Raw genomic sequence first — 5,538 nt, forward strand, 5'->3', positions numbered from 1 at the left:
GCTACGGCATCTGGTTTTATGATGCAACCACACAAGGCCGTGATCGAGCGAGCGGAACCGGAGATCGCCGGGGGGACTATGATGGTGAAACGAACGAGCCTCCAAGACAATGGCTGCCCGATCGCCCGGTCGCTGGACGCGATCGGCGACTGGTGGTCGCTCTTGATCATCCGCGACGCGCTGCTCGGCCGCCGCCGCTTCGGCGAATTCCAGAAGAGCCTCGGGCTTGCCAAAAATATCCTGGCCGTGCGGCTGCGGACCCTCGTCGACAAGGACATCCTGACCACGGCGCCCGCCTCCGACGGTAGCGCCTACCAGGACTATCTGCTCACCCCAAAGGGACGCGGCGTGTTCCCGATCCTGGTTGCCTTGCGGCAATGGAGCGAGGCGTATGACGAATCCCCGGACGACATCGCCACCATCCTGGTCGATCGCGACGAATGCCGCCCGGTGCGGACGCTCGAACTCTATTCCCAGGACGGGCGGCTGCTCAGTGCCGCCGAGACCACGCTCAAGCCGAGGCCGGCCGGCAAGCGGTCGCGGCTGAAGTCCGCTCCGCGGTAGGCTCTACGGTCAGCCCTTCACGACAGCTTGCGCCGTTTCAGCAGTTTGATGTGCTCGTCGGCCTCCAGCTGCACCATCGCAAGCAGGTAGGACAGGAGGTCGAGCTTATGGTGCCGCGCCAACCCACGCAGGTGTGCGGCCGTTTCGGCAATCAGAGTCACCGCCTCCTCGGAACGATTGTTCTGGAGTGGTGGTTCCTCGAACCGCTGACTCATGTCCGTTTGCGGGGGACACCCCCGGCGCTTGCGCAGTGATTTAGCCAAAATACATCCGATTATTCAGGATACGTCCAAATCCGTGCATTATTCGAAATTTGCTCTCAAAAAGAGCGCAATCCTAAGACGGTATCTCACAACTTTCCAGACACTGAGTCGTGCTGATGGAACTAGCCTTCAACATCTGTCGATTTGACAGCGACGCCCTCACCACCCATGTTCCGGTCGGGCGGCTGGCGCGAATCTCGCGGAACCGGCCGCTATTTTTTCCGTAAGCCCTTGGAATAATATGAATATCGTCATCGTGGAGTCGCCGGCGAAGGCCAAGACGATCAATAAGTATCTCGGCTCGTCCTATGAGGTTCTAGCCTCTTTCGGCCATGTCCGCGACCTCCCTGCCAAGAATGGTTCGGTCGATCCAGAACATAATTTCAAGATGATCTGGGAGATCGACCCCAAAGCGGCGGGCCGCCTCAACGATATCGCCAAGTCGCTCAAGGGCGCCGACCGGCTGATCCTCGCGACCGACCCCGACCGCGAGGGCGAAGCGATCTCGTGGCACGTGCTGGAGGTGCTGAAGGAGAAGCGCGCGCTGAAGGATCAAAAGATCGAGCGCGTGGTGTTCAACGCCATCACCAAGCAGGCGGTGACGGACGCGATGAAGAATCCGCGCCAGATCGATGGCGCGCTGGTCGACGCCTATATGGCGCGCCGCGCGCTGGATTATCTGGTTGGGTTCACGCTCTCGCCGGTGTTGTGGCGCAAATTGCCCGGCGCGCGCTCGGCCGGCCGGGTGCAGTCGGTCGCGCTGCGGCTGGTCTGCGACCGCGAGCTCGAGATCGAGAAATTCGTGCCGCGGGAATATTGGTCGCTGGTCGCGACGCTGACGACGCCGCGCGGCGACGCCTTCGAAGCACGACTGGTCGGCGCCGACGGCAAGAAAATCCAGCGCCTCGACATCGGCTCGGGCGTCGAGGCCGAGGATTTCAAGAAGGCGATCGAGGCCGCGACATTCACGGTCACGACGGTCGACGCCAAGCCGGCACGGCGCAATCCGCAGGCCCCCTTCACCACCTCGACGCTGCAGCAGGAAGCCAGCCGCAAGCTCGGCTTCGCGCCGGCGCACACCATGCGCATCGCGCAGCGGCTCTACGAGGGCATCGATATCGGCGGCGAGACCACCGGTCTCATTACGTATATGCGGACCGACGGCGTGCAGATCGATCCATCGGCGATCACGCAGGCACGCGAGGTGATCGGCAAGGATTACGGCAACGCCTATGTGCCCGAGGCCCCGCGGCAGTACCAGGCCAAGGCCAAGAACGCGCAGGAAGCGCACGAAGCCATCCGTCCGACCGACCTGACGCGGCGGCCCGCCGACATGCACCGGCGGCTCGAGGCCGATCAGGCCAAGCTCTATGAGTTGATCTGGACCCGCACCATCGCAAGCCAGATGGAATCGGCCGAACTGGAACGCACCACCGTCGACATCGCAGCCAAAGCGGGTTCGCGCGTGCTCGACCTGCGCGCCACCGGCCAGGTCATCAAGTTCGACGGTTTCCTCGCGCTCTACCAGGAGGGCCGCGACGACGAGGAAGATGACGACAGCCGCCGCCTGCCCCCGATGAGCGAAGGCGATCCCTTGAAGCGGCAGGATCTCGCCGTGACCCAGCATTTCACCGAGCCGCCGCCGCGTTTCTCGGAAGCTTCCCTGGTCAAGCGGATGGAAGAGCTCGGCATCGGCCGGCCTTCGACCTATGCCTCGATCCTGCAGGTCCTGAAAGACCGCGGCTATGTCAAGCTGGAGAAGAAACGCCTGCATGGCGAGGACAAGGGCCGCGTCGTCGTCGCATTCCTGGAAAACTTCTTTCGCCGCTACGTCGAATATGATTTCACCGCCGACCTCGAAGAGCAGCTCGACCGCATCTCGAACAACGAGATTTCCTGGCAGCAGGTGCTGAGGGATTTCTGGGGCGATTTCATTGGCGCGGTCGACGACATCAAGGATCTGCGCGTCGCGGAAGTGCTCGACGCGCTCGACGAGATGCTGGGGCCGCACATCTATCCACCACGCGCGGATGGCGGCGATGTCAGGCAGTGCCCGACCTGCGGCACCGGCAGACTGAACCTGAAGGCCGGCAAGTTCGGCGCCTTCGTCGGCTGCTCGAATTATCCGGAGTGCCGTTACACCCGTCCGCTGGCGGCGGACTCGGAGGCCAGTGCCGACCGCGTTCTCGGCAAGGATCCGAACACCGGGCTCGACGTCACGGTGAAAGCCGGACGATTCGGTCCCTACATCCAACTCGGCGACCAGAAGGACTATGCGGAGGGCGAAAAGCCCAAGCGCGCCGGGATTCCGAAGAACATATCGCCCGGAGATATCGAGCTCGAGCTGGCGCTGAAGCTATTGTCGCTGCCGCGCGAAATCGGCAAGCATCCCGAGACCGGCGAGCCGATCACGGCCGGCCTCGGCCGCTTCGGGCCCTTCGTGCGGCATGAGAAGACCTATGCGAGCCTGGAAGCCGGCGACGAAGTGTTCGACATCGGGCTCAACCGCGCGGTGACGCTGATCGCGGAAAAGATCGCGAAAGGCCCGAGCGGCCGACGTTTCGGTGCTGATCCCGGCAAGCCGCTTGGCGATCATCCGAGCCTTGGCGCGGTCGCGGTGAAGAGCGGACGCTATGGCACCTACGTCACCGCGGGCGGCATCAATGCGACGATCCCGAGCGACAAGGAAAAAGACACGATCACCCTTGCGGAGGCCATCACGCTGATCGACGAGCGCGCCGCGAAGGGCGGCGGCAAGCCCGCGCGCGGCAAGAAGGCCAAGAAGGCCGAAAAGACGAGCGCGAAGAAGGCTGAAAAGCCGGCAAAGACGGAGCAAAAGTCGGAAAAAAAGTCCGAGACCAGCACCGAGAAAGACGCCGAGGCGGAAGCTCCGCCAAAACCTGTGAAAAAGCCGTCGGTAAAGAAGGGCGCCGCCAAGCCCAAGGTCGCGGCTGCCAAACCCAAGTCGGATGCGATCAGCAAGGCTCGTGCGCCGGTTGCTTCCGACGCCAAGACCTCGGCAGCGAAACCCGCGCCAGCCGCCAAGACGGCCAAGAAGAGCGCCGGCAAGGCGCGCGGATGATGCCGACGTGACGAGCGCGCGCGACAGCGGCTTTCCAACCAAGGACGCCATCGTCGCCTTCATTCGCGCCAATCCCGGCAAATCCGGCACAAAGGAGATTGCGCGCGAGTTCGGGCTGAAGAACGCCGACCGCGCCGAGTTGAAGCGGATGCTGCGCGAGCTGGCCGAGAAAGGCAGCATCATCAAGCGCGGCAAGAAGGTCGCGGAGACCGCGAGCCTGCCGGCCACCCTGATGGCCGACATCATCGGCCGCGATGCCGACGGCGAGCTGATCGCTGTGCCCGCCGAATGGGATGAGGCCGAAAGCGGCGAACCGCCGAAGATCCGCATCGCGGCTTCCCGCCACGCGCGCCCGCTCGCAACCCCAGGGGTCGGCGACCGCGCGCTGCTGCATGTCGAGCGCGCCGAGGAGGCTGACGGCGCCGCCTATCGCGGGCGCGTCGTCAAGATCATCGATCACGCCAGGCACCGCGTGCTCGGCGTGTTTCGCACGCTGCCTGGCGGCGGCGGGCGGCTCGTTCCGGTCGACAAGAAGCAGGCCGGACGCGAACTCAATATCGCCAAGACGGACACGAACGGCGCCGAGGACGGCGATCTGGTCGCCGTCGACGTCGTCCGTTCGCGCGGCTTCGGCCTCGCCTCCGGCAAGGTCAGGGAGCGGCTCGGCTCGCTCGCCAGCGAAAAGGCCATCAGCCTGATCGCGATTCATGCCCACGACATTCCGCTCGTCTTCTCGCAAGCCGCGCTGCGCGAGGCCGAGGAGGCCACGCCAGCGACGCTGAAGGGCCGCGAGGATTTTCGCGGCGTGCCGCTCGTCACCATCGATCCGCCCGACGCCAAGGACCATGACGACGCGGTGCATGCCGAGCCCGATTCCGATCCGAACAACAAGGGCGGCCATATCGTCCATGTCGCGATCGCCGACGTCGCCTTCTATGTCCGCCCCGGCTCGGCGCTCGATCATGACGCGCTGCTGCGCGGCAACTCGGTGTATTTTCCCGATCGCGTCGTGCCGATGCTCCCCGAGCGCATTTCCAACGATCTCTGCTCGCTGGTGCCGGGCGAGCCGCGCGGCGCGCTCGCGGTGCGCATGGTGATCGGCGCCGACGGCCGCAAGCGCTCGCACAGTTTTCACCGCGTGCTGATGCGCTCGGCCGCCAAGCTGAACTACGCGCAGGCCCAGGCCGCAATCGACGGCCGGCCCGACGACATCACTGGCCCCCTGCTCGAGACCATCCTCAGGCCGCTCTACGCGGCCTATGCGGTGGCAAAACGCGCGCGCGACGAGCGCGATCCGCTCGATCTCGATATCCCCGAGCGCAAGATCCTGCTCAAGCCTGACGGCACGGTCGACCGCGTCGTGGTGCCGGAGCGGCTCGACGCGCATAAATTGATCGAGGAATTCATGATCCTCGCCAATGTCGCCGCCGCCGAAATGCTGGAGAAGAAGGCGCTGCCGCTGATCTATCGCGTGCACGACGAGCCGACCCTGGAGAAGGTTCATGCCCTGCAGGAATTCCTGAAGACGCTCGATGTGCCCTTTGCCAAGAGCGGCGCGCTGCGGCCCTCGCTGTTCAACCGGGTGCTGACGCTGGTGGCAGGGCAGGACTACGAAGCTTTGGTAAACGA

The 5,538-nt window shown here is 64.4% G+C and carries 4 protein-coding genes; 3 read left to right on the forward strand and 1 reads right to left on the reverse strand.

Translation table 11 applies throughout. The annotated features are described in order from the left end of the window. The first annotated feature begins 81 nt into the window (after window positions 1–81). Window positions 82–564 (forward strand): winged helix-turn-helix transcriptional regulator, encoded by a 483-nt coding sequence (locus tag WCB02_RS12415; protein WP_423958515.1) that lies wholly within the window; start codon window positions 82–84, stop codon window positions 562–564. 17 nt (window positions 565–581) lie between these two features. Here the strand turns inward: WCB02_RS12415 and WCB02_RS12420 are convergent, their stop codons facing one another. Then, on the reverse strand, window positions 582–779 hold the full coding sequence (locus WCB02_RS12420; RefSeq protein WP_423958516.1) for a hypothetical protein: 198 nt from the start codon (window positions 777–779) through the stop codon (window positions 582–584). A gap of 289 nt (window positions 780–1,068) precedes the next feature. On the opposite strand from WCB02_RS12420, the gene topA reads away from it, so the two are divergent. Both topA and WCB02_RS12430 read left to right on the forward strand, forming a co-directional pair. Then, window positions 1,069–3,909, forward strand: coding sequence for a type I DNA topoisomerase (gene topA / locus WCB02_RS12425; RefSeq protein WP_423958517.1), 2,841 nt, complete (start codon window positions 1,069–1,071; stop codon window positions 3,907–3,909). Window positions 3,910–3,916: 7 nt separating this feature from the next. Next, window positions 3,917–5,538: ribonuclease R family protein (locus WCB02_RS12430; protein WP_423958519.1), on the forward strand; the 1,622-nt coding region annotated here is incomplete at its 3' end.

It is taken from the genome of Bradyrhizobium sp., assembly GCF_049581145.1.
Classification (GTDB): domain Bacteria; phylum Pseudomonadota; class Alphaproteobacteria; order Rhizobiales; family Xanthobacteraceae; genus Bradyrhizobium.

Bases quoted from the DNA above. Each gene is read 5' to 3' on its own strand.
- WCB02_RS12415 (WP_423958515.1), top strand. From the start codon at position 82: ATGGTGAAACGAACGAGCCTCCAAGACAATGGCTGCCCGATCGCCCGG.
- WCB02_RS12420 (WP_423958516.1), bottom strand. From the start codon at position 779: ATGAGTCAGCGGTTCGAGGAACCACCACTCCAGAACAATCGTTCCGAG.
- topA (WP_423958517.1), top strand. From the start codon at position 1,069: ATGAATATCGTCATCGTGGAGTCGCCGGCGAAGGCCAAGACGATCAAT.